We start from the raw sequence: 26,052 nt of genomic DNA on the forward strand, positions 1-26,052 counted from the left end.
TCTTGTTCCTATTTACTCCAACCGTTTTTTTCAATTTATATAACAATTGGAGTAACTTCCCTATTTTTGCTGTTGTTACTCCTATATGACTTGCTTCCCATTTTTTGATTTTGGAGTTTTCCTTCTGAAAATCAATTATTTACTCCAATTGAAGTCATTCCTTGTATTTATGGATAGGAGTAAATTCTTCTTATTTCAAATTCTACTCCAATTCCATCACATCTGTTTTTATTCCCGTTGGAGTATATTTTTTATCACTTACTAATTGCTCCAAATCACATATACTGCCCGCATAACAATGCGCTCCTATCTTTTACAGATTTTCCATAAATCATTCTTACTGTAACAGATCGTGTTCGAGTGACGCGATCACAGCAGCACCATCTCCGATTGCAGTTGCGATCTGGCGGACAGTCTTGGTGCGCACATCCCCGATTGCATATAGAAATGGTACATTTGTGCGGCAGTCCTCGCCAGCGCAGATATAGCCATTCTCCATCTCTACGACCTCTTTTACAAGTGCAGTCTGTGGCTGCATGCCAACCGCGATAAAGATGCCGGATAATGCGAGATCTCGCTTTTCTTCTGTCCGGTTATCCTCGATCACGATATGGTCAACCATGTTCTCACCACAGATTTCTCGTACTTCGGTGTGTGGTAGGAATTCGATATTTGCCGCATCGAAGATCCGCTGCTGCAATACCTTGGCTCCGCGTAGCTCATCACGACGATGAATCAGGTAGACCTTCTCACATACATTTGCAAGGTACAGGGCATCTTCAAGTGCCACATCACCGCCACCGACAACGGCCACCGTTTTATTCCTGAAAAATGCACCGTCACAGGTTGCACAGTATGAAACACCGGCGCCGGAAAACTTTGCCTCGCCTTGCACGCCAAGCTTTCGATGGGTCGCACCAGTCGCTACAATTACTGCTGTTGTCTCGATCACACTGCCATCTTCCAGATGCACTTCCTTATGAGCGCCCTGATCGGCAATCTCCGTCACCGTACCCTCCATAAATGGAACCTCCAGCGCATCTGCATGTTCCCGGAACTTTACTGACAGATCATAGCCATTTGTTCCGTAGAAGCCAAGCAGATTATCCACACGGTCGGTTGTGACAATCTGTCCGCCGCTGAACATTTCCTTCTCGATCACTGCCACATCCAGCAACGCACGCTTCGCGTAAACCGCCGCCGATAAACCTGCGGGACCGCTACCGATAATCACGACATCTTTCCTTGTATCACTCATCTTTTTCCTCCAAACTGGTTTCTATTTCATTCGTTTCATTTTTTTAATCAATTTCTTATTTTATCCACGATCTATCTGTGTGCAAATTTTTTCATAACATCAATCGTTTTCCAGATATCTTCCTCTGTATGTGCATCTGAGATAAACATTGCCTCAAACTGCGATGGAGCGAGGTTGATTCCATGATCAAGCATATGGCGGAAGAATGCTGCATACTGCTTCGTGTCGCTCGTCATGGCGGTATCCATATCAACCACCTGCTTGTCTGTGAAGAAAATGCTCATCAATGAGCCGATCTGGTTGACACAGACCCGATCGCCAAATGCCTCTCTTGCTGCCTGTGCAAGTCCTGCGGTCTTTCCTTCGAGCTTTGCATACACTTCCGGATGTGCGTCCAGCAGCTTCAATGTCTCAATGCCTGCCGTCATCGCAATCGGATTACCGGACAAGGTTCCTGCCTGATATACCTCGCCAAGCGGTGCCACGCACTGCATGATCTCGCGTCTGCCTCCGTAGGTTCCAACCGGCATACCGCCACCGACGATCTTGCCAAGTGTTGTCAGATCCGGCTTGATATGGAAATATTCCTGTGCACCGCCCGGTGCCAGACGGAATCCTGTGATAACTTCATCGAAGATCAGTAATGCACCATCCGTCTGCGTGATGTCACGCAGGAACTCTAAAAATCCTGCCTTCGGCGGAACCACACCCATATTGGCCGCAACCGGCTCGACAATGATTGCTGCGATCTGTCCCTTGTACGCATCGAATAACTGTTTTACGGATTCCTCATCGTTATACTCTGCAACGAGGGTGTATTTCGCATAGCCCTCCGGAACACCTGCACTGTTTGCCACTGTCTGTGTAATCACGCCGGAACCGGCCTTTACCAAAAGTCCATCACTATGTCCATGATAACAGCCCTTGAATTTCACAATGTAATCTCTTCCGGTAAATCCGCGTGCCGCACGGATTGCACTCATCACTGCTTCTGTACCGGAATTTACCATACGGGACATTTCCATCGAAGGCATATGTGCCGTGATAAGCTCCGCAATCTCCAGCTCTTTTCTTGTTGGTGCACCAAAGGTCAGTCCATCATCGCAGGCCGCCTTTACCGCTTCGATTACCGTCTCCTTTGCATGTCCAAGGATTCCAGGTCCCCATGAACATACATAATCTATATATTCCCTTCCATCCTCATCGAATATACGGGAACCTTTCGCTTTTTTTATAAAAATCGGGGAGCGTCCGACTGAGCCGAATGCACGCACCGGCGAATTCACGCCGCCCGGAATATATTTCTTGGATTCTTCAAATAACTGTTCTGATTCTGTCTGCATGATGCTTCCTCCTGTCATCTGATACACATCTATCGTGATACACATTCCTGCGAATCATTCTATTGTTCATCCTGTAGCCATCTAGCCACGTCAAGTGCATGATACGTAATAATGATATCCGCGCCTGCACGTTTCATCGCGATCATGTTCTCCATGACGATACGTTTCTCATCGATCCAGCCGTTTAACGCTGCTGCCTTGACCATTGAATACTCGCCGCTTACATTGTAGACTGCAAGTGGATGCTTCGTCTCGCCACGCACCGCTTTCACGATGTCAAGATAAGCAAGTGCCGGCTTTACCATAATGATATCCGCCCCCTCTTCGATATCTGCCTCACATTCGCGCAATGCTTCTCTGCCATTTGCAGGGTCCATCTGATACGTTCTGCGATCGCCGAATGCCGGAGCGGAATGTGCCGCATCCCGGAACGGAGAATAATATCCGGACGCAAACTTTGCGCTGTATCCCATAAGCAATGTATCCACACATCCATTTTCATCCAATGCCTTTCGCAGATATGCGATATGTCCATCCATCATATCGGATGGCGCGATCATGTCCGCTCCCGCCTTGGCAAGTGTTACTGCCATCTTCGCCAGAAGCGGAAGCGTCTCATCGTTCAGGATTTTTCCGTCCTGCACCAATCCGCAATGTCCGTGGGAGGTATATTCGCACAGGCACACATCTGCGATAATCAAAAGCTCCGGTGCTTTCTTCTTGATCTCGCGCACCGCACGCTGTGTGATACCATTTTCATCGTAAGCGCCGCTGCCGCATTCATCCTTGTGCTCCGGGATACCGAAGATCAAAATTGCCGGAATGCCAGCCGCCTGTATGCGCTCTAGTTCCTCATCGAACCGATCCAATGTATACTGGTAGATGCCCGGCATGGAATCGACCGGGTTCTTCTCATTGGTTCCTTCTTTGATGAATACCGGGTAGACGAGATCGGATTTGCTGATTTGTGTCTCGCGCACCATGTTTCGCAGTACTTCATTTTCTCTCAATCTTCTTAATCGTATCATGTGTGTATATGCCTCTTTTCTATTTTATATTTACGAAACATGCATTGATTTGTATATAAATGTCTACATCCATTTTTGTAAATACCAGATGTATTGAAACTAAGAAGTACTAGATGTTCTGCTCTACATATTCATAAAATACGCCACCACCGCTCGGGTATCGCCCACTCGCATACGCTCGTCGGCAGGTTGTCGGGCGCATCCTAAATAGGAATCTGAGATTCCTATGCGCCCTCCGCTCGCCATCCATGGATCAGTGGCGGCTTGTTTGAACATCGTGTTCAAACATTGCTGGAAATCTACAGAACATCAAGAACTTCTAAGTTCCAAACATATTATATTTTCAAAAATGGATGCAGACGCATATACAAATCTACGCACGTTTCGCTAACTATGTTCAAATTCAACCTTTCAATCAATTATACACTTGCCTTGCCTTAAACGCACCATCCAATGCCCTTACTAAACCTTCCGCATCGCACTGCTCCGGAACGACGTCCGCGGGCAGTCCACATTTCGTGAGGGCATCTGCCGTTACCTGCCCGATTGCGCCGAGTACAATACGTTTCTTTCCTTGTGCCGGATTCCAGTCTGGCTGTCCGGTCTCGGCAAGGCAATCCGCAAATGCATGCACCCCGGAAGCGCTTGCAAATAAAATTGCATCGTAATTATTTAAGTATTTCCAGTTTTCTGTCCGCGCGCCACGCACATCGTAGATGGATAGAATCTCTGCGTCAATCTGGTTCGCAGATAGAATCTGTTCTAAGACCGGACTTCCTTCCTTCGCCCGCGGAATCAAAACCTTTTCTCCTGATTTTACAACGGTACAAATCCCATTTGCAAGACTTTCTGTCGTATATTGCTCCGGTATATAATCTGCATAAAATCCATACTGCTCCAGCGCCTGCGCACAGCCACTTCCAACCACGGCGAATCGGATATCTGCAAACTTCCGAAGATCGACCGCACACGCGCGCACCCGGTCAAAGAATAACCGGATTCCGTTCTGGCTTGTGAATACGATCCACCGGTAATCTGACAAGTTCTGAATTGCCACATCCAACTTCTCCATATCCGGACACGTTCTGACATGCATATCACAGATTGAAAATAATGATGCACCTTTTTCTTCCAACAGTCCGCGCAGCTTCTCCCGGAATACAGCCGTGCCAACGACACCAATCTTGCAGCCATCAATTGCACTGCGATTCTTGTCCTTCATCGTGCAGGCTGCTGTCTGTCCAACGACTATGATTGCCGGTGAAACAAGCTCGTTCTTCGAAACAAGCTTGCCGATTGTCCCTACCGTACCGCGCACAATTGTCTCTCCGGGCAGCATGCCATTTGAAATCACACTGACCGGTGTCTCCTCCGATTCCCCCTCTTCGCGCAGCCGCTGCATAATCGGTTCCAGATTCGAAAGTCCCATCAGGAACACACTGGTTCCCTCCTGTTTATGGATGTTCGCAAGTGCATCTGCCTCGCCCTTCTTCGTATGTCCGGTAATCACATGAAAGCTCCGGCTCATTTCCCGATGTGTCACAGGAATTCCAAGCACCTCCGGCACCGCAATTGCAGAAGTCACACCCGGAATCACCTGAAACGGAATATCTGCTTCCTGCAATGTAAGGATTTCCTCGCCGCCACGTCCGAACACAAACGAATCGCCGCCCTTTAGGCGGACAACCTTCTCGTATTTTCCTGCGGTCTCTACCAGAATCCGGTTGATTTCCTCCTGCTTCTTATAATGCGCACCTGCCTGCTTGCCGACATAGATTTTCGCACAATCCGGTCGCACAAGATCGAGAAGTTCTCCCGTTCCAAGCCGGTCGTAGATTACCGCATCGCACGATTTTAAGATCTGCAAGCCTTTGTATGTAATCAATCCCGGATTACCGGGACCTGCTCCGATTAAATATACCACTTTTACTGTCCTTTACTGTTTTTTATATTTTTTACTGTTCTTTACTGTTTTTGTTTCTTCCACATAAGTTTGATATGTATATCTCGTGTCCCTCTGTCATGCAAAATTTTATCACATATTTGACATTTGCTCTACATATTTTAATATGACAGGAGGACTTTTATCCATCTCCAACGTAAAAAGCCCGAAAGTATCTACTTCCGAGCCCTACCCTTTCATATGTTTTACCAATTTTTTTCTACAAATGCTTCCGCTTCTTCCTTCGTCATGTGGCAGTTGTCCATCAATTTCCCATCTGACTGCCTCTGATCATCTTTATTAAACAATCCGTCGCTTCGCCTATGGATACCTTCATCTTCATGAATCAACAGTTGCTCGTTCGTATACTGATGTACATTCACAAGCCTGTATGTAAAGCTTGGGATATACGATGCAAATATCTCATTCATAAAAATCCGTTCACTCACATTCATCGCCGCCGTCCACATTCCGGTTCCCTCATAATACACGACCGGAAATATCGGTGGATATCGAAAATCCCTGCTTGAACATGTGATACCGGTCGGTCACATCCTCAATGTCCTCCGGCTGCACATTTGCCAGGATATCCAATCCTGCATAATCCCGCAGAAACTTGGCACAAAGTACATGATTCTTAAACACCTCTTTGTTGTTCACATCCCGTACCTGCCCAATGTGAATCTCTTCCGTCTGGTTATTCAATTTTTCTGCCATAACGTCTCCTGTTTTCAAATGTCCTGCACCATCCACACGACTCATCAGCAACATGGTTGTGCCTTGTTATTCTCTCCGGGATCTTCATATTGATATTTCAGAATTTTGTAATAGTATACAGGAGGGACGTTTCTTTTGTCTCGATATTGGAGGCAGCGCTCTAATATCGTGACAGATACTACGTCCCTACTTGTTATTACAACCAGCCGTGTGCTCGTAAATATTTATCCGGGATACGAAATTCTAACTCTTTTTGTAATTCTTTAAAAAAAACACCAAAATCTGCTTCATCCCACCATTCTTGTGAATTATTCAATGCAATCATTCTATCGCCAGATATAATATTACACCCGAATCTTCCTTGGTCATAGTTTAATCTTATAACGAAGTAATTATAAGCTTCAAAATCTATACTAAATGCTCTATGATTAACATCATCATTTACATTAAAAATACGAAATTTATCCACTTTGTCTCCCATTTTTTCCCTTGCAATTTTATTAAATCGAATTGCCATCTGATCTGTATCATTTAATTGAAATTGCATACCAATATCCTCCCTTTTCTATCAATTTCCTGTATCCATGATTCTGTTGTAAATAACTCCACTCATCGCCCAATACAGTTCCACTCCAATCTAATGGATTTTGCGAATGAGTTTCTCTATTCAATCTTTAAAGTTACTTTCTGCGTACTCATACAATGGTGTCTTTATGTAGAAATATAATTAAGATTACAACCAGCCGTGCGCTTGTAAATATTTAGCTGGGATACGCAATTCTAACTCTTTTTGTAATTCTATTAAAAAAACGTCAAAATCTGCTTCATCCCACCATCCTTGTGAATTATTCAATGCAATCATTCTTTCGCCAGATATAATATTACACCCGAATCTTCCTTGGTCATAGTTTAATCTTATAACGAAGTAATTATAAGCTTCAAAATCTATACTAAATGCTCTATGATTAACATCATCATTTACATTAAAAATACGAAATTTATCCACTTTGTCTCCCATTTTTTCCTCTACAATTGTACTAAATCGAATTGCCATCTGATCTGTGTCATTTAATTGTAATTGCATACCAATATCCTCCCTTTTCTATCAAATTCCTGTATCCATGATTCTGTTGTAAATAACTCCACTCATCGCCCAATGCAGTTCCACTCCAATCTAATGGATTTTGCGAATGAGTTTCTCTATTCAATCTTTAAAGTTACTTTCTGCTTACTCATACAATGGTGTCTTTATGTAGAAATATAATTAAGATTACAACCAGCCGTGTGCTCGTAAATATTCATCCGGGATACGCAATTCTAACTCTTTTTGTAATTCTTTAAAAAATACGTCAAAATCTGCTTCATCCCACCATTCTTGTGAATTATTCAATGCAATCATTCTATCGCCAGCTATAATATTACACCCGAATCCTCCTTGGTCATAGTTCAATCTTATAGTGAAGTAATTATAAGCTTCAAAATCTATACTAAATGCTCTATGATTAACATCATCATATACATTAAAAATACAAAATTTATCCACTTTGTCTCCCATTTTTTCCCTTGCAATCGTATTAAATCGAATTGCCATCTGATGTGTATCATTTAATTTCTTACCAATATCCTCCCCATTTCTATCAAATTCCTGTGTCCGTGATTCTGTATATGAACCCGATTCAATTGTTCCATCAAAATATTTATCCAATGTCATATTTTTACTGTTCTTTACTGTTTTTTTCTTCCACATAAGTTTCATGTGGATCTCATTTCCCAAAAGCGCACCTGATACCAGAACAATCACACCTCCAATCATAAAGAACTTAAATGGATCCCACTCCATATCCTCTGCCACATAAATCTTCGCCGGATTCTTCGGATCATATGTAACTGTCACCTTTGCTCCTACGCCCTGATTTGTAGCAGTTGTTCCATTATAGCCTTCATACCACACACCATCAACCTGATATTTCACATGCACATCATAATATCCCTGTGCATACCTTTTCCCCTGCAGTCTTGCAGTTGTATAACTGGTCACTTCACCCTCGGTTGAAACCACTCTTTGTGCAAGATTCTTCTTGTACTGCACGCGCCAGAAACCGATTCCTAACAGCACGATACCGATCAGAAATACCCCACTCAAGATCACAGTTGCATTTACACCACGACGTTCCCCACGGATATTTCCGAACTCCTTCCGCTGCTTCTGCAATCTCTCTACCCATGCTGATATTTTTTCCTCCGGGTTTATTATATCTATGAAATTCTCTTTCTGCAATCTGATTGTCTTTCCACGCATGGCACTTTTGAATTCGCGTTCGGAAATATAATATCCCTCATATTGTTTTGCATTCCGATCGTTCTTGAAATACAAATATACCTCTTTTACTCCAATCATCAGATGATATATCTTGTCCTCACCTAGATGTTTTTCCTCTTGTACTTTAACCACAATCTTACCCATTTAATAACCTCCTTATGTCTTTAACCCTTACATAGGGGACGCTTCTTCCGTCTCGAAGAGTGTCCCTCTGTCTTATTAGCAGGACGCAGGGACGCTCCTCATGACAGATGCTACGTCCCTACTCACTTCTGAGCAGCTATTTCCGTAAGTGTTATTCCTGTTATACTTTCTTCCTCCATTAGGCTCTTAAATTTTTCAGAAACAAACAATGGTACCTGTTGTCTGTTTCCTAATTTGAACACATCCGAATTCTCCGTTTTGTCAGAATATATACCATACTTGCTTACTGTATACACTGTTCCAATACCCGAAATTTCGGTCTCAAAATACTTTGATTTTTCTAAACAGAGTGCATCTACGACCCGTAATACATTTGCGAAGTAATATTTTCGGGATAATCGTAAACCATTATATTCTTCAACAGTAACTTTCAAGAACTGAATATCTGTATCTACGGATTCAAGGATTTTTTTCAATTTCTCGGACACCAAAAACCATCCTTTGTCATTTGCCAAATAATCGGTCCAAACACTTCCTTCCTCGATTGAAAAACGAATAACCGTTTTATCATCCCATTGATTAAAGTACTTACCCATAGTCAATGCGTTCTGCGGAATTGTAAACTTGTCATCAAAATGACAGATTATATCATTTTTCCTATTCATATCCATTGACAATTTATAATATTTCATTTTGCTATTCTCTCCAATAATCCTTATACAGCATATTAGGATTATTTCTGGTCATACAGTAGGGACGCTTACATCTACACTGCCTCTATCTCTATTGGTAATCCTAACTCCTGACTATCCTCTAAGGCATGTTTGAAGACTGTTAAGAAATTGTCTCCATCATCCAACATAGCATTGTATTTCAATTCCATACTGAGCAACCTGACTTTGAACTGCCTGCAAAAAATTTTCCGCATTATCCGTTAAATTGTGTTGGAAATGAATTTCTATAATTCCATACGTAATTGTCTCTTCTTTATACATTTCTTCATACTGCTTTTCTTCTAGAAACCCGAGATATGTATTAATTTTCTCCTGTAGAATCATTAAATGCTGATACTTCACATGCCATATTAGCCAGCGACTTTATTCCTTCCATCCCACATTTTTTATCATTGTATTCTCAAATTCTATAATATTATCTAATTGTTCCTTTGTATATGGCGCTTCTTAATCGCTTTCTACCATTTTACTTATCCTGTTCTTCTATTCTATCCAGATTTACAAAAAATGAAATTTCACTTATTTTTCCAGAAGTGTCTTCAAAGCCAAAAATTATTTTATCGATATAATAGGAATCTTCAAATTCCCCATCACAATAAATAATTGACCTATTTCCACTGAAGCTTGGTTCCCCCCACATTTCCTGAATTTTCTCTCTAGTCATATCTTCAGTTACCCCAGATATGTCAACAGAAAATGATTGTTCCTTTGCCATAGAATATTCATCTACATTTATTGCATAAATATAATCCGTATCATGCACCTTTCCTTCTTCACAATAAACAAAGATAACACCCGCCGGCTCTCCGTCAATTAAATAGGAACAACAAATTGTATTAGGCAAATCAGGCATAGGGAAACTATATTCTAATTCAAAATGCTCTATGAAATCACCTATTGTACAGGGTAAGCCCATTTCATAGCCATCTACCGAAAAAGCATCCATTCTAACTGCTATTTCATTATTAGATATGTCTGTTTTTACACTATCTTCCTCTACTGTTCTGCTATCAGCCTGTTTGTCACAAGCTGTTATACTACATACTAGTATCAACGATGCCAACGCCAACAATAATTTTTTCATAAAACCCCTCCTACTATTAATCAAGTTTTTTTATTGAAAATTCAAGTTTTTTCAACCTTTTATATCTCAGTGAATAAGCCGAAGCTATCATACAGTAGGGACGCTTACCTGCTCGCTTATTTATTTTTCTCCCTTTCCTTTTTTTCTTTGATTTTCTGCAATATTTCTAGATATCTTTCTTGAGATAAGATAGGTTTATCATCCATTAATTTTATTATTTCCTTAAGAACACATGCAAAATCATTAATCTCCGTTGTTTTCCCTTCAAATACCCGTACAAAAATGCCTTCATTCTTTGAAAAGCACACCACTTCTCCATCACCATTAATTTCCCCAATTACAACCAATCCTTCTGGTACATATTCAGAATGGAATTCATTTGGTCCCCAAAATGTTGCTGTGTTACCTGCTATACGACATTTTCCCGAAAATCTAAGCCACTCCTTATATGTTTCTGGTATTTTCGCGCTGTTTCTCTCCTCCCAATTTATCATCTCTTCTTCAGTAATAGGGGCATTGAAATAATTTCTTTTCTCTCCATTATCTTTTTCATCTTTTTTACATAATTCTAATAGTTTCCTAATTTCCTTTTTTAAACTATTGTTTTCTGGTACTTTTCTCATTCCGACTTCCTTTCCGTGCTGTTAAATTCAATCCTCCACTGGCTTACAGATTGGTAATCCCCGTACGCATACGCCGATCTTATACTTTCTTAAACTTCTATTCTTTTCCCAGAAAACAACTGTATAGCTATACTCCGGACCATCATTTGTGAGCAACTCTCGAAGATAGCCAAGCCCCTTGCTTCTTGATTCTATGGAGATTAGGCCATCTTTTTCCATTTCAAGTAAGTTCTCATATATAGAATTATACAATCTACAATATCTGTCGTAGCTAGTATAATTATAATTCGCGCGTAAATCTATCCTGTTCAGTTGTTCTATTTCTTTCTCGAGAGTATTAAAATCCATTTTTCTTCTCCATAAAACACATCATCCCGACAAATAGAAGTTATCAGTCTGTTTCATCTTTTTTATATATTACGCCGTCCCATGCATAATATCCCGCGATATATTCATAATCAGGATATTCTTCTATCTCATATAATTTTCTCCCACTGTCAGATGTACAAATTACCGCATTTGATATTTTATAATTTTCCAGTTTCGATGTTTGAGAATATCTTACTCCATTAAGATATATATAATCTCCTTTTTCAATTGCCTCATTTTTATAACTTTTATTGTGTGCAAAATAATATCGACCACAAATAAAAATAACAACAATTGTAAGTAAAATAATAATTAATGCTATTGATTTCTTTTTTTCTACCATCATTCTCATTAGCTTCCTCTTAACATTTCATGAAATCCCGATTTGTCCCACCCCCATTTCATTCATGCGGAATTTCCAGCATATCAAGTAATTTCACAAAAGTGTCCTGCCCATCCAGACACGTATCCACAAGCCAGCCATTTTCCCTTCTCCACTCGGAAAGTCCTCTGTAATAAAAACTTTTTTTGCTATCCTCAATAATAAAAGGAATGACGTTATTTTTTAGGCATTCCTTTAGGGCTATCAGCCTCCCGACTCTTCCGTTCCCGTCTTGAAAAGGATGAATGTATTCAAATTCTGCGTGAAATTCAATAATATCGTCTATCGTAACATTATCCTTGGCATTATATCTTTCCAGAAGTGCCCGCATATCTCTGGCAACTTCTGAAGGTTTTGAGGTTTCTCTTCCCCCAACTACATTCGCACGTTTTTTATAATCTCCTACTGCAAACCAGGGAAGTGCTGCGTCCTTTGTATCATGCTTAAGCATGAAATGCAGTTTTTTTATGATTTCTTCTGTCAGTTTCTTCTCTGCAATATCAATGCAATAATCAATCGCTCTGAAATGATGAACCGTTTCCAGAATATCATCCACGAGGATACCGTCTCCCATGTTAATCGTGTTCGTTTCAAAAATAAGTCTGGTCTGATCCTCCGAAAGTTTACTGCCTTCCATATGATTGGAATTGTAGGTCATTCTAACTTGAAGTTCATGATACAGACCTCCGGAAAGCTGTATTTCTTTTTCGTCCCTTAATAACTGAAGAATTTTGTTGTCGGATTCCTGGCGGCAAAGAAGCTCGGGCGCAACATTTAAATACCCGGCAATTCTGTTTAGGCTGCGCGTGGATAATTTCTCACCTTTTGCAATTTTGGCAACGGTACGCGTGGATAAACCCGCTTCCGTACTGAGTTTTGTTTTTCCAATTCCTTTTTCTTTTAGAATTTTTTCAAGTCCGGCATATGAAATCACTTCCGTAACCTCCTTTTATATCTTTACTTATTATATCATTATTTTACCCAAAAAGTAAAGATTTTAGTCGGCATCAGAATAAAAAGGTAAAGATCACCCCGTAAGTTTCCTTTACATTCCGCACTTTTCTTTCAAAAAAGCAAAACTCCGGCAATATCTGACAGCATGCCCTTTTGCAGGGATGCAAACATTACGGAGAACAACAGTCCCAGGGAAATGCCCCATCCCAGCCAGCATTGTTTTTCATAATGGTCTCCAATCTTTTCATGATTACCGGTCGAAAGCATCATAAGGTGCTTTATCATCAAATGGCTTTCTTTTACTAAATTGCGCTGATTCATCAATGTGTGCAAATATAACGTCTGAATATTTTCTGATACCACTATGCCCTGTGCAGACATATTCCAATTGAATGTGTTGGGTATTATCAATCAATGCCTTCAATTTCACCAGAGACTTTTTGTTCATATCCGGATATTGCTTCCTCCTTACGTGGGCCAACTCTACGTCCTTACCAGATTCCTGCCAAATCCTACAACGAAATTCTCATATTATGATACTTGGTTGCAACATCTTCAAACCCAACAGATTGGTATAAGGAATATCCATCCTCTGTTGCCTTTAATTCAATATTGCTCACGTTTTCTGCTTTTGCGTCCTCCAACATCATGTTCATTAATTTCTTAGCATATCCTTTTTTCCTATACTCTGGCTTCGTATAAACATTCAAAACAGTCCCCGTCTTCCCGGTAATAAATGATGGACTCATAGGTTTTTCCACGATCAGCAAGAATGCACAGGAAACGATATTCCTCTCATTACGTGCAACATAGACCATTAGATCCTTATTAAGGTGTTTTTCATAATAACCTGGCAATAATGACTCTATCAATTTTAAATCCGCAGCCTCAATTTCTCCTAAATCCTCTTGCAAATATGCGATTCTAAGTTCTGTCAACATACCTGTATCTTGAGCAGTTGCTTTTTCAAATGTCATTGTCATTCCTCCGAATGCTTTTCTCTTTCCTCAGCATTTTTCATAAATTTCATAAATAAGTCTTCCGCTTCTTTTGAAATTTTGCTTTCTTCTTTAAGCATTCGAATTATTTCTTTCAACATATCTCCGAAATTTTCAAACTCATCATTTACTTCTCCCTCAAACCATCGTATAAAATTCCCATTTTCTTTTGAAAAACAAAGTAATTCTCCATCCCCAATCAACCATCCGATAATAACCAAATCTGACGGAACAATTTCCGAAAATCGCGGAAAATAAAAACCTGCCAAATTCTGTCTTATTTGACAATCAGCGGAAAACCTTAACCACTCTTTATAAGACTCAGGTATCCTTATTTGATTATTTTCTTCCCATTGTTTCATTTCTTCTTCTGATGCACCTGCATTAAAAAACGATGCTTTTTCACCATATTCAGGTATCGCTTTCTCACATAACTTTACAATTTCTTCAATTTCCTTTTTGTAACTATTGTTTTCTGGTACTTTTCTCACTTTGTATCCTCCTTCATACAACATAGCATTCGCTTCTCATACATTACAGGAAACGATATTTTCCTTTTCCATGCCCTTGAACTTTCTCGATTATATTATTTCTTAGCAGGAGTTGCAGCACTTCTGAAGCCCGTGTTGACTTTAATCCTGTAACCAATTCTACAACTGTACGTCCAAAAAATGTTTCTTTTCCACAATACTGATATAATGCTAAAATATTACTGCGCGTTTTGCTATTTATCGCTTCATCAATATTCGCTATCTTTATTGCAATGTCCGCTTTTTCTTCCCCAATGTCCCCTTTTTCTTCCCCAATGTCCGCTTTTTGCAAATTATTAAATTTACCACTCACGTGCATCGTTCTGTTATGCAGCTCATTTTTTTCATCCAGCAACAAATTTTTAAGGAACAATTCCAAATATTCTGTTGTTTCATGCACCCCATTTTTCAAATCTGTATAATTTGCCCGCACCAGTGCATTTCTAAAATACCATGCATGTTCCGCGAAAATATCATTCGCAGCATCAAACCCAAGTGTTCTTAAATACTTTATAAAATTTTCCTTATAATAGCTATTTAATAATTCTCCTGCTTCATCAATCGAGATATCACCTTCAATATTCTTGATTGCTGTGTCAATCAGGTATTTGGATGGTCGAAGCCCATCTACAGCTTGCAGTCCTATTGCGGTATGCCACGCATATCCCTTATCTCTTTTTTCAGGCTCTGTTTCCTTTATATATTCCTTGAATGGATCCTGTTCCATACAATACTTCTCCTTTTCCCAAAATCATAACTTCCTAAAAACACTTATCCAGAATATCCGCATCCAATCCTTTGCGTCCGGTGATTGCACCGATCACGAAATACAATACCGCACCGACAAGCAGTCCCCACACAACTGCATTGATGCCTCCGATATGGATCTTGTACGTGGCGAAAATATACATGCCAACGGCACCGATACTGCTGCATACCGCAGCCTGTTTGGTTCCTTTTCTCCAGAACAGTCCACCGACGAGCGGCCAGAAGAAGGTACATTCCAAACCACCAAATGCGAACATATTCAAAAGGAAAATAATATCCGGCGGATCGATTGTCAGAACCATCACGACGACACCAAGCACCATCGTAAGGATCGTGCTGACAAGCTTTACATGCTTCTGGTAAGATTCATTTTTTACCGGATCATCCTTCACCACATAGTTCTTCCATAAATCCTTGACAATCGCAGCCGTCGCGAGAATGAGAAGGGAATCCGCAGTCGACATAACAGCAGCCATCGGCGCTGCCAGGAAGATTGCTGCAACTCCCGGCGGCATGATCTTCTGCACGATATATGGGATAAAATAATCGGACGTCGGAAGGTTGTCTGTATCGACCAGCGCGCCTGCCCATGTTCCAGCCAGATGCATGCCAATGATTACGAAGCTGCAGGTCAGTACACCGATCCACATCGCTTTGTGCATGCTCTTTGTATCCTTAAAGCCCATCGCGCGCACCGCCGTCTGCGGCAGTCCCAGCGTTCCAAATCCAACTAAAATCCAATAGCTGAGCAGACCGCCCGGCGTATATTTCGAGAAGATATCGTCATACACATCCGGCAGATTTGCCGCAAGTCCCGCATCGATTGACGCAAGTCCGCCTCCCGCTCTTAGAACAAAGAGAATAAACAGGAACGTTCCGATGCACATCACGATTCCCTGAATCGTATCTGTGATTACAACCGCGCTGAATCCACCGATTGCCGTATACAGGATTACGACGGTTCCGAAAATCAACAACGATGTCACATGATCAAGTCCCGTTATAGATGCAATCAGCGTCGCACCACCTGTAAACTGGCTGATCATCTGTGCGATAAAAAATGCGATCAGTCCGAGACTGGTAAAGATCACAAGCACATCACTTTTGTATCTCGCTTTGAAATAACCAACGACCGTCACAGCACCGGTTCTGCGTGAAACGAGCGCCAGCTTATTTCCAAGCACACCGAGCACCAGAAATGTAACCGGCACCTGAATCGCAGCGATCCATGCCTGCGCATATCCATAGGTAAGTCCTGCCGCACCCGGTCCGGAGATAAAGGAACTGGCAGACGTATAGGTTGCCATGATCGTCATTGCCAGCACGATACCGTTCATATTTCTGCCGCCGATAAAATATTTGTTCTCCGCAGATGTATGCAAACTTTTCTCTGCTTTTTTGCTGTACGCAAAACTCACTACAACATTGAATAAAAGATATCCTAGAAACACGGATAAAATGATAATCTGATTACTGCTCATCCTCTGCATCCTCCTCATACGAAAAATCTACAAACACGAATCTGAGCAACCAGAATACCCCTATGATTGCAATCACAACTGTCCCTAACACAGAAACCACAAACCACGCCGGCATATGGAACAATGTCCAATCCACCGAGTTCAGCAAGAGCGCTGTCAGCACATGCCACAGAAAGCAGATTCCGACAACGATCAGTGTGGCTCTGATCTCTTTCACACACTGCTTATGCTTCTCTTCCTTCGTTAATTTCTTCATTCTCCACGCTCCCTCTCTTCCGATCTCATATATAAAAGCGGGTACGGATTTCCTTCCTCATCCAGATCCGTTCTTTTATACGTCGCAAATCCCAGATGCTCGTAAAATCCTACCGCGTCCGGATTTTGTTCATTAACCGTAACCTCTCGTACACCATACAGCTCCAATCCATATTGTACGAGTTTCCAGCCGAACATTTTCCACTCCCATAAATGCCACGATCTGACCTGTTTCTTTTTCGGCTACGATCAGATGCGCCACCTCTCTCACATTCGACGTTGAACTTATAATGCTTCGGTTTGTATTCATATTCCAGTCCAAACACACACATCTGTACCGGACCATAATACAATACCAGCTTCACGCTTCGTCCAAATGTGCTCCGCATGATTGAATTGAAAATATACATTCCCGGGAATTTTTGTGCTTCACCTTTTAATTTCATCATTTTCCCTTTCGCTTTTGCCCTTTTTCAGATGTTCTTTCAACAAAAATACCGGCAAGTATGTAAGGCTAAAATCAAGCAGTGCAATAAGCATCAACCATTTATCCGGTGAGAAAAAACCTGCCAGCAAAAAGAATACGAACGCAACTCCCGGCACTCCGGAAACATGATATCCCCGCTTCTTGCTTTCGAGCGGTGCCCCAATATAAGTAGCGATCCAGCACAACAAACCAATCGCCCAGAGAACTCCGTCGATTATCCACATTGCTATTGGATAATGTTCATACAAACTGCTCATGTACTCCTCCCATTCTATTACCGAACCCCATAGGAATCTGTCCACAATAATTTGTATCCACTTCGAACCGCAACACTCTGTGATGCCAGATTCGTGACAGATGCACTGTAAAACGGAATTTTATTACGTTTCAATATTTCTACAGATAAATTATGAACAAGTAATTTCGCCAAACCTTGCCCACGATATGATTTCTTTACGTCAATCCCAACTTCCATAATCTCATTTGTCTCACGTGCTGCTCCAGCAACCGCAATGATTTCTCCATCTTTTTCGGCATATAAAACAATACCTGTGTTCGTATTTCCTTCTTCATCAAAAAATAACGAATTATCAAACCCCTTAAGCCCCCGAATTTTTTTTATATCCAAGCTTTCCAATATTTCAAACGCATATTCCTTGGGGTAGGTAAATGGAATCATCTGTTTTATATCTGGGACATACCGCAACGTTTGTCCATAAATCAGTTCACTTTCAAACAGCTCATCCCGATTTTTCCCTGCAAGCAATTTTTTCACATGCGCACACACATCTTCTGATAATGATATAATATTTGCATCGCCAATCCCCAATATTTTAATATATTTTTCTTTTTTAATCGGATTCATCACAAAGATTGTTTCGTCAGACTTTAATTGGCTAACCGTACATCCAACCGTCTCTGCAATATATTCATAAACGCAAGTTAATAGTTTATTCTGGCTAATCATTTTCATTCCTACATCCATCCCCCTATCGGCAATATATCTCAACGATATCGACCTTGTTTTTCAATTATATTTTGCCGATAATTCCTCTGCATTTTTCCGCAACCACTTATAATCCGATTGCTTCGCCCGCTCCAGATACGCTTCTAATCTCGGTGAGTTGAGCTTCGCCAATACATGCAACGCCATGATTTTTTGATATTCATCTTCCGAAGAACCTGCCGGATATTTCCCACGATCCCAAAATTCAAACGCATAGCGTTCCGCACATTCCGGCTTTAATTCTGCTATCGTCTGAAGTGCCATTCTAGAAGTATATTCATACTCCGATTTAATAAATGAAAATATAAGTTCCGGATCACAACCCTCGCAATCTCCAAGATGCTTCGCAAACTGCCACTCTGCATTCACATATTTTGATCCAATGCTCTTTTTTGCAAGCAATTCAAACCAGTCCCTGCGCAACACCAGTTTCTCTTCTACAAGCTCCTCACACTCATTATCTCTGGCTATAACAAACAGCAATGCATGGATCAGTGTCTCGTCGGCTTCACTGCATGGATATTCATTTACAACGTCCTCCGCTGCACCACATAATTCTTCAAAATGCGGATACCCAAGCTCCCATTCTCCATTATCGCGTTCCTCCGACCATGTTGGTTGACATTGATCCGCCCATTTTGTGAACTTTTTAATTTCTCGATATAGTTTTTCTTTATGATTCATAATTTCCTAATTCCACCATATTATCCGCCATTTTTAATTCAGACGCAGCCACTTGTGCATTCTCCCTCTGCACCTTATCCATATATTTTGTTGTCGTCACCGCCTGAATACATGCAACTGCACAGACGATCGCCCAGAAGATTGCGAATACAATAATATTCTCAAGATTCAGGCGCTCTTTGCGCGTTTTATCACATTCCACATCATCCCGGTACTTCTCTGTATTTCTCTGCCGCCACATAATTACCGCAAGAATAAGCCAAACGCTGTCCAGAACCAGACACACGGTGAACAGAAATGTACAGATATCCTTCATAAAATGCCATTTGATCAGATACATCACATCCACCACCAGAAACAGGACAAAGCATGCGAAATACATCCACATCCCAATCCGGCTGTGCTTTGCAAAAAGCGAGCTTCCTGCCCCGCGCGTCTTCGGAAGATTGTTCAGATTATTCCCATATGTTTTTTTATTTTCCGGAATTTCGTAACCATATGCCTGCAGACGGGCAAAATACAGCTTTGCAGCGAAAAGCACAACATAACACGGAAGTCCTACAAGCACACCTGTATAAACAGCCATGATATAGAACACCTCTGTACCGGGGATTTCGAGAAATGAAAAAACCAGACCGATAAGCAAAAGCACTGTAAATATAAGTGCACAATATTTCGCAGTTTTTGCAGTTACGTTGTCGAATTTTATTTTCATAGATCCGCACCTCTCTTCCTTGACACGATTATATGATTTCCCCCATTATTCAAGATCATTCGCGTCTTCCTTTTCTCGTTCCCACATCTCCCGCTCGACCTTTCCACTCCGGGCATTCATTACGCACACGCAAAGCTTCTTCTCATCCTTCCATGTCGCATATACACCGATTGGCTCATGGCAGCCCGCTTCCATCTCCCGGACAACCGCACGCTCGGCACGCAGGCAGCCCTCTGTCTCCACATCGCTGATTGTCTCTGCCATATGATACGGAAGAGTCCCCTCACACGCTTCCATCGCAATAATCCCCTGTCCGGCTGCCGGAAGCATCACATCCACATCGAGATATTCATAGACGAGATCCGGTTCCTTCTCGATACCTAACCGTTCGATTCCCGCCGCCGCAAGGATGATTGCATCGTACATACCATCCCGCAATTTCTGTATCCGCGTCGTGACATTTCCACGAAGCTCCATACACTCTGCCTGTGGATATATCTCTTTAATCTGGCAACGTCTGCGCAGACTTCCGGTTCCCACGGTAAATGCATCCTTCGACCGGATATCCGTATCCACACGATAGATCAGCACATCCTGCACGCAGGCACGCGGTAGAACGCCCGCGATGCCAAGTCCCTTCTTGCATGGATTCGGCATATCCTTCGCACTGTGAACCGCCAGATCAATCGTACCAGAAAGCAGCGCTTCCTCGATTTCCTCTACGAACACCGCCTTGCCACCAAAGGAGCTGATTGCCGCGTCTTTCTGCTTGTCCCCCTTCGTTGTCATGATTACTTTTTCAAACCGCACATCCGGGTAATTCTTCTTTAATTGTTCGATTACCATATCTGTCTGAACCTGCGCAAGTCTGCTCCCCCGCGTCCCAATCCGGATTCTCTGTTCCTGCATTTTTGCCTCCACGATTGCTGCAAATTTTTGTTTTCTTGCCTGTTCATCCGGCTCCTTCATCAAAATTTCTTCCCGGATAGCTCCAAGCTCTTCCGCAATCTGACCATAATCTGTCCGTAAATTCTGCCGGATCTCCTTTTTGATCTTCGAAGCAAGCATCGGACTACTGCCACCGGTCGACACCGAAACAACGACCTCGCCCTGCTTGATGATCGCCGGAAAATAAAAATCACAGTCTTTCTTCACATCCACGACATTGACCAGTATATGATTGTTTCTGCAAAGCATGGCATACCGAGAATTAAGCTCCGCATCATCGGTTGCCATGATCACAACATCCATGCCGGAAATGTCAGACTCTGCGACATTCCGCTGCAAAAGCCGTATTTTTTCCAGCTTCTCCAAACAGTCACCTTCCGTTTTTTCTACCATAGCTGCTTTATCACTCGATTTCCCACCAGCCATCGTCCGCAATTCCTCACAGATTTCCGGTGCCACCACAGTCACACATGCGCCAAACTCATGCATCTGCGCCGCCTTCCGCGCTGCGACCGCACCGCCGCCCACGATCAGGCACTGCTTATCATCCAGTTGTATCATAAATGGAAAATACGCCATCGTTTCTTCCTTTCATCCGTGCTTGGATTCCATGTTATTTTACTTATCTAAATTCCTTTATCCATTATAATTGACTATTCGTATTCATTCAACCTTACAATGCAGATTTTCGTGTAAGCACGAATCTGCGCTCGGCTCATTGTATACACAAACCGGGCAGATGCACTTTCATGCACCTGCCCGGTTTGTCTCTCATCTATTTCATTTTATTTATGCATTACTTCTTTACGTTGAATGCCTTCATTCCCGGATAGACGGCTGCAGCACCAAGTTCCTCTTCGATACGAAGTAACTGGTTGTACTTTGCAACACGCTCAGATCTTGAAGGTGCACCTGTCTTGATCTGGCAGGTATTCAATGCAACTGCAAGGTCTGCAATCGTTGTATCGGCAGTCTCACCGGAACGATGGGAAGAAATCGCTGTATATCCAGCCTTATGTGCCATCTTGATTGCTTCGAGCGTCTCGGAAACAGATCCTATCTGATTCAGCTTAATCAGGATTGAATTTGCTGCACCCATGGCAATTCCCTTGGAAAGTCTCTCTGTATTTGTTACGAACAGGTCATCTCCAACAAGCTGAACCTTGTGTCCGATCTTTGCAGTCATCTTCTTCCAGCCTTCCCAGTCCTCTTCATCGAGACCATCCTCGATAGAAATGATTGGGTACTTGTCAACCAATGACTCCCAATGTGCGATCAGCTCATCGGATGTATATTCTTTGCCGGACTTTGGCTGCTTGTAATATCCGATTCCCTTCTCAGACTTCCACTCAGACGATGCGGCATCCATAGCAATCATGAAATCCTTACCCGGCTCATAACCGGCTGCACGGATTGCCTCGAGAATCTTCTCGATTGCTTCCTCATCAGACGTAAGCTTATTCGGCGCGAATCCGCCCTCATCGCCAACGGCTGTTACATCTCCCATATCCTTGATGAGACCTCTCAATGCATGGAACACTTCGGCACACCAGCGAAGAGCTTCCTTGAAGGAAGGAGCGCCAACCGGCATGATCATGAATTCCTGTGTATCAACAGCAGAATCTGCATGTGCACCACCATTTAAAATATTCATCATTGGAACCGGCAGTGTTGTGCCCTGAATACCGCCAAGGAACTTATAAAGCGGAATATCAAGTGCGATAGATGCGGCTCTTGCTGTTGCAATCGATACGGCAAGAATTGCATTTGCACCAAGATTAGACTTATCCTTTGTGCCATCGAGTGTAAGCATCGCTGCATCTACTGCATAAATATCAGAAGCATCCATACCTACAAGCACATCTGCAATCTTTGTATTGATATTATCCACTGCCTTTGTGGTTCCCTTGCCAAGATATCTTGACTTGTCACCGTCACGAAGCTCCAACGCTTCAAATTCACCGGTCGATGCACCGGATGGAGCTGTACCACGTCCGACGGTTCCGTCGATCAATGTTACCTCTGCTTCTACGGTTGGATTTCCTCTGGAATCCAGAATCTCTCTTCCATATACTTTTTCAATTTCCAAATACATGTTACTACTTCCTTTCATACTTGTTTCTGTCTGATAAATAATCCCCACATACGCCATATAGATTCACTCATTTCCCTATAATAATGGGCGGATGCACATTCTCAATTTTATGCACTGACCGTCATGTCATATATGTTTCTGCCATCCTCGTATACCCGCGCATACACATCCTTGCACTTCTTCAATTTGCAGAAGAATGACACTGCAGCCGGGACGTCGTGATAGACTTTCCATTCGCCGCAATATGCACAGCCCTCGCCCTTCCGCTCGATAAACTCCCGCACGTCGTCAATCGGATATCCGAGAAATACGCCGATTTCATGTGGGAAGCACGGTTCCGTATTGATCCGCTCTTTCAGCCGGACTATGTAAGACCAGACATCCGTTGCGTCGTCATAGCCATATTCGAGCAAAAAAGTTCGAACTTTTGGATCTGTGATCGTTTCTTTCAGCTTCGATTTGCGGTAGACGTAAAGCAGATAGAAATCCTTCACATTTTTCATCAAATGAATATACAACCCTTTCTTGTTGAGCTGTCTGTTCATGCGGTCAATGGATTCCTGACATTCCCGCAGATTCCGAAACCGGAAATTATACAGATTTGCTATTTTGATGCCCGCCAGCGTCGGTGCGGCGTTCCGGATCAAACTCTCTTCAAATCCCATACCATCACGCTCTAGATTACTGCAAGTTTCTTTCCGAGTTCGTTGCAGGCTGCGACTGCTTCCTCATCCGGTGCTTCATGTGCGATCAGGCCTTCCCCGTCAATGATCGTAGCACCGGCTGCTGTCATACGGTCTGCCCAGTCACGCATCCATTCGCCATCGCCCCATCCATAAGAACCAAAAAGAGCGATCTGCTTGCCGGATACGATACCTTCTACTTCTGCAACAAATGGTTCCATCTCCGTCTCTTCGAGCACCTCAGCTCCCATAGCCGGGCATCCCATTGCAAAGCCCGGAAGCTCCTTTAACTCGTTAATATCTGCCTCCGAAGGAGAAAGGAACACCGGCTCCTTGCCTGCTGCCTGTACGCCATCGCCGATTGCCTGCGCCATGGCTCCCGTATTGCCGCCCTGTGTCCAGAAAATGATATAAACCTTATCCATTCGATATACCTCCATTTTTTATTGCTCCTTCGAAATATGGGAGATAGCCAGCCTTCCATTTGCAATATTTCAAAGGAGCTCCTAATGATTTACACATGGTTAGTTTTTCCTAACCTTATGTATAAGTTAGTATATCCTAACTATTTTGTCAAGTGTTTTTTCCTGTTAATTTTTAACAAGATTTAAAACGGTCTTCTATCCCCTTTAGTACATGCTCTAAGTCCTGCGCATCCAAAGCATCCTTCAATTGGTACAAAAACCACATCGCGGATTTCCCTTCCAGCTTCTCCGTGATATCCTTCCGCGTCGTGGCAAATGCGCGGAAAGCAAGCAGCTTCTGCATCTCATCTACATGCTCCTCGATAAGCAGTTCGATTTTCTTCGCCTCGGACAGCTTCTTCCGATTGTTCTCTGTCGCAAGCGACTTGATGTAATCCAGATCTTTCACTTCGCAGCCGGAAAGTGTCCCGATCTCTGCATCGATATCCCGTGGAATCGCAAGATCTAAGAACAACTGCGGTTTCGATTCTTTTCGTACTTCTGTTACCCTGTCTGCAAGAAATGTATAATGCGGGCTATCCGTCACACTGATGATCACGTCCGCCCAATCCAGATATTCGTAACGTCTGTCGTAATGTACCCACTGTACCCGTTCATGCGAAAGGATCTTCGTAAGTGCCTGCTTATGCTTCCGGCTTGTTCCAACGATCTGTACTGTTTCGTCCGCGTCAAGCAGGTCCCTCATCACGATGCTTCCCATCTGCCCTGCCGCTCCGATGATGAGGACATGTTTTTCTTCTGAATCTTCACGTTGCCGATTACTATCTGCTATCGTATCCATTTCATTTGAAGTTATGTTTTCCGTCGCATCTGTATCTTCATTCATATTCGTGTCTGCACGAAACTCCAACGCTGCCGTACATGCAAGCGTGCCAACCGATACCGGCAGATGCGTCATCTGCGATGTCTCTGCAACCTCCTTTGCAAGCCGAAGTGCCCCCTGAAAAACCATATTCATCTCCGCGTCGGTCTGCCCGCGTTCTTTCGCTGCAAGATATGCCTGCTTGACCTGCCGGATGATTTCAACCTCTCCGAGCACAGCAGAATCCAGCCCGCAGACTACGCGGCACAGATGTGTCAGGCAGCTTCTTCCTTCATACCGCATAGCGGCACCTTTCAACTCCTCTACCGGAAATTTCTTTGTATCCGCAAACTGCTGTTCCAGCCATACAAAATCCGTGTCTGTGCCACTCATATAGATCTCGCTTCGATTACATGTCATAAGTAAAACCAACCCGGATTCCGGATATGCCTTTGCCACGGTGTCTACCAGTTTTATCTGTTCCTCATCATTGCAGGCAAAGCACTCCCGCTTCGCCGCTGTTAAATTCTTATGTGTGATACTGATGCATATCATAGGTGCTTCTTCCTGTTAACTGTTTTTATTCATATACATAATGCATATTATAATTGACATTCTTCATTCATTCAACCTTAGAAATTGCTCTTGCTTCCGGTTCTGGGTCTTCTGCTTGGTTTTCTGTCTCCGAAACCCACGTCGTGGGTTTTTCATCCCGTTTCCCGCTCGCTACGCCCACATCCTGTCAGCTTACCACGCAGAAACGACAGGAATCATCTTCCTGCCGTTTTCTGCATCTGTCTTATTTGATAACCAGTTCTTCCTTGGTTACATTTTTTTCTTCGCCGATATTAAATGCATTCAATACCGGGTTTTCTAAATCCATCAAAGAAAGGATCAGATAATTCACCTTGGAATCATATGCCAGACGCTTGTCCTCCTCGGACGGGCGTGATGGGGATTCCGGATGAGAATGGAAGTTGCCAAGCAGCTGGTATCCATTTGCACGCATATCCTTGACTGCGGCAAGTTGCTCCTTCGGATCCATAGAGAAATGCTCGTTGCTCGCATCGATATTCGTGAGCAGATACACCTTCTTGATATATCTCTTTCCATCTTCAACGACACCGCCGATCAATCCACAGGATTCATTTGGCAGCCCCTTCTTGCAATGCTCCAGAATCTTCTCATAATCTGCTTTTGTCATCACTAACATGGCT

At 42.7% G+C, this 26,052-nt stretch carries 33 protein-coding genes; all 33 read right to left on the reverse strand.

Annotation, left to right across the window (positions count from 1 at the left end; all coding sequences use genetic code 11):
- Positions 1–337: 337 nt before the first annotated feature.
- Positions 338–1,258, reverse strand: coding sequence for an NAD(P)/FAD-dependent oxidoreductase (locus ACZQK9_RS07270; protein ID WP_483270154.1), 921 nt, complete (start codon positions 1,256–1,258; stop codon positions 338–340).
- A gap of 71 nt (positions 1,259–1,329) precedes the next feature.
- Positions 1,330–2,601 carry a glutamate-1-semialdehyde 2,1-aminomutase gene (gene hemL / locus ACZQK9_RS07275; RefSeq protein ID WP_483270155.1) on the reverse strand — a complete coding sequence of 424 codons (1,272 nt, stop codon included), beginning with the start codon at positions 2,599–2,601 and terminating at the stop codon, positions 1,330–1,332.
- Positions 2,602–2,660: 59 nt separating this feature from the next.
- Entirely contained in the window at positions 2,661–3,629 is a 969-nt protein-coding gene (hemB, locus tag ACZQK9_RS07280; RefSeq protein WP_238299686.1) for a porphobilinogen synthase, read from the reverse strand.
- 415 nt (positions 3,630–4,044) lie between these two features.
- Complete coding sequence (gene cobA / locus ACZQK9_RS07285; protein ID WP_483270156.1) at positions 4,045–5,553, reverse strand: uroporphyrinogen-III C-methyltransferase; 1,509 nt, start codon at positions 5,551–5,553, stop codon at positions 4,045–4,047.
- 224 nt (positions 5,554–5,777) lie between these two features.
- Positions 5,778–6,041 (reverse strand): hypothetical protein, encoded by a 264-nt coding sequence (locus tag ACZQK9_RS07290; protein WP_483270157.1) that lies wholly within the window; start codon positions 6,039–6,041, stop codon positions 5,778–5,780.
- A gap of 10 nt (positions 6,042–6,051) precedes the next feature.
- Positions 6,052–6,288: a hypothetical protein gene (locus ACZQK9_RS07295; protein WP_216508053.1), complete on the reverse strand. Its 237-nt coding sequence runs from the start codon at positions 6,286–6,288 to the stop codon at positions 6,052–6,054.
- Positions 6,289–6,484: 196 nt separating this feature from the next.
- Positions 6,485–6,835, reverse strand: coding sequence for a hypothetical protein (locus ACZQK9_RS07300; RefSeq protein WP_483270158.1), 351 nt, complete (start codon positions 6,833–6,835; stop codon positions 6,485–6,487).
- Between the two features lie 186 nt (positions 6,836–7,021).
- Entirely contained in the window at positions 7,022–7,372 is a 351-nt protein-coding gene (locus tag ACZQK9_RS07305; RefSeq protein WP_483270159.1) for a hypothetical protein, read from the reverse strand.
- A 186-nt stretch (positions 7,373–7,558) separates the two neighbouring features.
- Positions 7,559–8,752: a DUF3592 domain-containing protein gene (locus ACZQK9_RS07310; RefSeq protein ID WP_483270160.1), complete on the reverse strand. Its 1,194-nt coding sequence runs from the start codon at positions 8,750–8,752 to the stop codon at positions 7,559–7,561.
- Between the two features lie 122 nt (positions 8,753–8,874).
- The gene (locus tag ACZQK9_RS07315) at positions 8,875–9,444 is read right to left on the reverse strand and encodes an imm11 family protein (RefSeq protein WP_483270161.1); all 570 of its coding nucleotides are present in this window, start codon (positions 9,442–9,444) and stop codon (positions 8,875–8,877) included.
- A 159-nt stretch (positions 9,445–9,603) separates the two neighbouring features.
- The gene (locus tag ACZQK9_RS07320; protein WP_483270162.1) at positions 9,604–9,828 is read right to left on the reverse strand and encodes a DUF6572 domain-containing protein; all 225 of its coding nucleotides are present in this window, start codon (positions 9,826–9,828) and stop codon (positions 9,604–9,606) included.
- A gap of 124 nt (positions 9,829–9,952) precedes the next feature.
- On the reverse strand, positions 9,953–10,570 hold the full coding sequence (locus tag ACZQK9_RS07325) for a hypothetical protein (RefSeq protein WP_483270163.1): 618 nt from the start codon (positions 10,568–10,570) through the stop codon (positions 9,953–9,955).
- A gap of 116 nt (positions 10,571–10,686) precedes the next feature.
- The gene (locus ACZQK9_RS07330) at positions 10,687–11,193 is read right to left on the reverse strand and encodes an SMI1/KNR4 family protein (protein ID WP_483270164.1); all 507 of its coding nucleotides are present in this window, start codon (positions 11,191–11,193) and stop codon (positions 10,687–10,689) included.
- Between the two features lie 27 nt (positions 11,194–11,220).
- Positions 11,221–11,541: a hypothetical protein gene (locus ACZQK9_RS07335; RefSeq protein WP_483270165.1), complete on the reverse strand. Its 321-nt coding sequence runs from the start codon at positions 11,539–11,541 to the stop codon at positions 11,221–11,223.
- A gap of 43 nt (positions 11,542–11,584) precedes the next feature.
- Positions 11,585–11,914 (reverse strand): hypothetical protein, encoded by a 330-nt coding sequence (locus ACZQK9_RS07340; RefSeq protein WP_238299691.1) that lies wholly within the window; start codon positions 11,912–11,914, stop codon positions 11,585–11,587.
- A 49-nt stretch (positions 11,915–11,963) separates the two neighbouring features.
- Entirely contained in the window at positions 11,964–12,878 is a 915-nt protein-coding gene (locus ACZQK9_RS07345; RefSeq protein WP_483270166.1) for a Fic family protein, read from the reverse strand.
- Between the two features lie 270 nt (positions 12,879–13,148).
- A complete protein-coding gene (locus ACZQK9_RS07350; protein WP_483270167.1) occupies positions 13,149–13,346 on the reverse strand; it encodes a hypothetical protein in 198 nt (65 codons plus the stop codon).
- A gap of 64 nt (positions 13,347–13,410) precedes the next feature.
- Positions 13,411–13,875 (reverse strand): GNAT family N-acetyltransferase, encoded by a 465-nt coding sequence (locus ACZQK9_RS07355; RefSeq protein ID WP_483270168.1) that lies wholly within the window; start codon positions 13,873–13,875, stop codon positions 13,411–13,413.
- A 2-nt stretch (positions 13,876–13,877) separates the two neighbouring features.
- On the reverse strand, positions 13,878–14,387 hold the full coding sequence (locus ACZQK9_RS07360) for an SMI1/KNR4 family protein (protein ID WP_216508041.1): 510 nt from the start codon (positions 14,385–14,387) through the stop codon (positions 13,878–13,880).
- A gap of 43 nt (positions 14,388–14,430) precedes the next feature.
- Entirely contained in the window at positions 14,431–15,153 is a 723-nt protein-coding gene (locus ACZQK9_RS07365) for an antitoxin VbhA family protein (RefSeq protein WP_483270169.1), read from the reverse strand.
- A gap of 34 nt (positions 15,154–15,187) precedes the next feature.
- Positions 15,188–16,675: a sodium/pantothenate symporter gene (panF, locus tag ACZQK9_RS07370; protein ID WP_483270170.1), complete on the reverse strand. Its 1,488-nt coding sequence runs from the start codon at positions 16,673–16,675 to the stop codon at positions 15,188–15,190.
- Entirely contained in the window at positions 16,665–16,931 is a 267-nt protein-coding gene (locus ACZQK9_RS07375; RefSeq protein ID WP_483270171.1) for a YhdT family protein, read from the reverse strand. Before ACZQK9_RS07375 ends, panF begins: the two co-directional genes overlap by 11 nt.
- Positions 16,928–17,128, reverse strand: coding sequence for a GNAT family protein (locus ACZQK9_RS07380; protein ID WP_483270172.1), 201 nt, complete (start codon positions 17,126–17,128; stop codon positions 16,928–16,930). The genes ACZQK9_RS07375 and ACZQK9_RS07380 overlap by 4 nt, the downstream gene beginning before the upstream one ends.
- A 231-nt stretch (positions 17,129–17,359) precedes the next feature.
- On the reverse strand, positions 17,360–17,674 hold the full coding sequence (locus tag ACZQK9_RS07385) for a hypothetical protein (protein WP_483270173.1): 315 nt from the start codon (positions 17,672–17,674) through the stop codon (positions 17,360–17,362).
- Between the two features lie 17 nt (positions 17,675–17,691).
- Positions 17,692–18,402 (reverse strand): GNAT family N-acetyltransferase, encoded by a 711-nt coding sequence (locus ACZQK9_RS07390; protein WP_483270174.1) that lies wholly within the window; start codon positions 18,400–18,402, stop codon positions 17,692–17,694.
- A gap of 42 nt (positions 18,403–18,444) precedes the next feature.
- Complete coding sequence (locus ACZQK9_RS07395) at positions 18,445–19,107, reverse strand: hypothetical protein (RefSeq protein WP_483270175.1); 663 nt, start codon at positions 19,105–19,107, stop codon at positions 18,445–18,447.
- Positions 19,097–19,822, reverse strand: a complete 726-nt coding sequence (locus ACZQK9_RS07400) for a hypothetical protein (protein ID WP_483270176.1) — start codon at positions 19,820–19,822, stop codon at positions 19,097–19,099. Before ACZQK9_RS07400 ends, ACZQK9_RS07395 begins: the two co-directional genes overlap by 11 nt.
- A 45-nt stretch (positions 19,823–19,867) precedes the next feature.
- Positions 19,868–21,349, reverse strand: a complete 1,482-nt coding sequence (gene hemC / locus ACZQK9_RS07405; protein ID WP_483270177.1) for a hydroxymethylbilane synthase — start codon at positions 21,347–21,349, stop codon at positions 19,868–19,870.
- Positions 21,350–21,566: 217 nt separating this feature from the next.
- The gene (eno, locus tag ACZQK9_RS07410) at positions 21,567–22,865 is read right to left on the reverse strand and encodes a phosphopyruvate hydratase (protein WP_483270178.1); all 1,299 of its coding nucleotides are present in this window, start codon (positions 22,863–22,865) and stop codon (positions 21,567–21,569) included.
- 107 nt (positions 22,866–22,972) lie between these two features.
- Entirely contained in the window at positions 22,973–23,530 is a 558-nt protein-coding gene (locus ACZQK9_RS07415; RefSeq protein WP_483270179.1) for a DUF3793 family protein, read from the reverse strand.
- An 11-nt stretch (positions 23,531–23,541) separates the two neighbouring features.
- On the reverse strand, positions 23,542–23,973 hold the full coding sequence (locus ACZQK9_RS07420) for a flavodoxin (protein ID WP_216508034.1): 432 nt from the start codon (positions 23,971–23,973) through the stop codon (positions 23,542–23,544).
- A 172-nt stretch (positions 23,974–24,145) separates the two neighbouring features.
- Complete coding sequence (locus tag ACZQK9_RS07425; RefSeq protein WP_483270180.1) at positions 24,146–25,390, reverse strand: glutamyl-tRNA reductase; 1,245 nt, start codon at positions 25,388–25,390, stop codon at positions 24,146–24,148.
- A 244-nt stretch (positions 25,391–25,634) separates the two neighbouring features.
- Positions 25,635–26,048, reverse strand: coding sequence for a M67 family metallopeptidase (locus ACZQK9_RS07430; protein WP_483270181.1), 414 nt, complete (start codon positions 26,046–26,048; stop codon positions 25,635–25,637).
- Positions 26,049–26,052 lie beyond the last annotated feature (4 nt).

The organism is Wujia sp., assembly GCF_056872695.1.